We start from the raw sequence: 1,448 nt of genomic DNA, 5'->3' as shown, positions 1-1,448 counted from the left end.
TTGCGTCCGCCTGCCCGCTCTTGAAGAACAGCAGATACTTGTCCGGCCCGGTCTTGTAAAAGGCATAGTCAACATTCCACTTCCGGGCCACCCGGTCAAATTCCTTTGGGGCCCCGGTGAGCTCGATGCTGTTCGTGGCCGCGCCGTGGGCCATGAGCTTTTTCACGGACTGCCTGCCGTGGGGCGTCTGGTGGGCCCGGCGTTCCTTTTGTATCTTCCGGCCAGCCGCCCGGAGCGCATAGGCCAGCACCCGGGCCGTCAGCTTTCCCGTCCGCATGGATAGCGCGATAGTGCGCCGGGAAACATCCTCGTCAATCAATCAAAACCGCCTCCTTTCATGGGGGATAGGCCCTCCGGCCTTTGGGACATTTTGTCTCGAAGTCACCGCCCCTCCCGGCCCGTTTCCGGGTGCTTGCGTTCAGCCTCCAGAGAGGAACGGTCAATCACTTCCTTGTAGGCGGCCATCTGCTCCCGGATGGAGAGCCGGGGGAGGGCAAAAACCTTGTGCTCCTTGGGAATATCCTCTATCCCGTGGTAGACTTCCTTAATATCGCCCGTCTGGACGATATAGCCGCCGGGGGCAAGGTGGCCGTCCTCGTTGATGGATATGTCCCGCCCGTATGCCTCATAGTCAAAGTAGTCTTTCAGCTCGGCGGGGATCGGCAAATCCTCCGCAAAATAGCGGCCCAAATCCTCCTCGCTTTCAATCTCCGGGTAAAATTCAAAGCAGTCCAGATTTTCCGCAAGGTTGATGATGTCCGCCACGCTGGAGGTATGCGCCCCCATATGGAGCGCGGCCTCGAATTTTTCAATCTCGCTTTGGGGGAGCTCCGAGAGCAGGCAGGCCAGATGGTTCAGCTCGTCCAGATTTTCATACTCGCCCAGATAGTCATAGAGCCCCAGCACATCGCCGTCAAAGCTGGTGATGAAAAATTCCTCGTAGCGTATGCCGTCCACGCCGATATTCTTTAACAGCGCCTCCACCGCCTGGGGGCTGGTGGGGAATTTCAGCGTTTCCCCCACCAGCTCGCCCTCGTTGTATTTCCCCAGATTGGTGATGTACGCCTCGAACAGCGCGGCCACGTCAGCGGCGGCCCTGGCCCTTGACGGTCAGGATGCCCTCAAGGGTGGTGGCGGTGATGCCCAGCCGCTGGGCCACGGCGATGTCGTTCTTCATGGACTCGGTGACGGTATGCCCGCACACCACCAGCACCCGGGAGCGGCGGAGCAGGTCGCGGCCAATGTCGATGCTGCTCTTGTGCTCCTCGGGAACCGCGTCATTGAGGAAAAGGGGCAGGAACAAGGCCGGGCAGATAGGGGCAAAGCCCGCATCGTAGACCGCCCGGCAGTACTGCGCGGCCAGCTCCGCATTTTCCGTGTCGCCGCCATACCAAGCGGCGGTGATGTAAGCAAGGGGTCGTTTCATAGTCGTTTACCTCCGATATTTT

3 protein-coding genes are annotated in these 1,448 nt (G+C 59.8%); all 3 read right to left on the bottom strand.

Annotation, left to right across the window (positions count from 1 at the left end; all coding sequences use genetic code 11):
- Positions 1-277 (bottom strand): PcfB family protein (locus QZ332_RS13730; protein WP_295766468.1); only part of this gene is annotated, 277 nt, incomplete at its 3' end.
- Between the two features lie 104 nt (positions 278-381).
- Positions 382-1,083 carry an antirestriction protein ArdA gene (locus QZ332_RS13725; protein WP_295766466.1) on the bottom strand — a complete coding sequence of 234 codons (702 nt, stop codon included), beginning with the start codon at positions 1,081-1,083 and terminating at the stop codon, positions 382-384.
- A 1-nt stretch (position 1,084) separates the two neighbouring features.
- Positions 1,085-1,426: a hypothetical protein gene (locus QZ332_RS13720; protein WP_016316827.1), complete on the bottom strand. Its 342-nt coding sequence runs from the start codon at positions 1,424-1,426 to the stop codon at positions 1,085-1,087.
- Between the last annotated feature and the right edge of the window lie 22 nt (positions 1,427-1,448).

The sequence above is a fragment of the uncultured Oscillibacter sp. genome, from assembly GCF_910584465.1.
Taxonomy (GTDB): domain Bacteria; phylum Bacillota; class Clostridia; order Oscillospirales; family Oscillospiraceae; genus Oscillibacter.
Note: the sequence above shows the minus strand (reverse complement) of the source record. Positions and strands in the feature narration are given on the sequence as shown.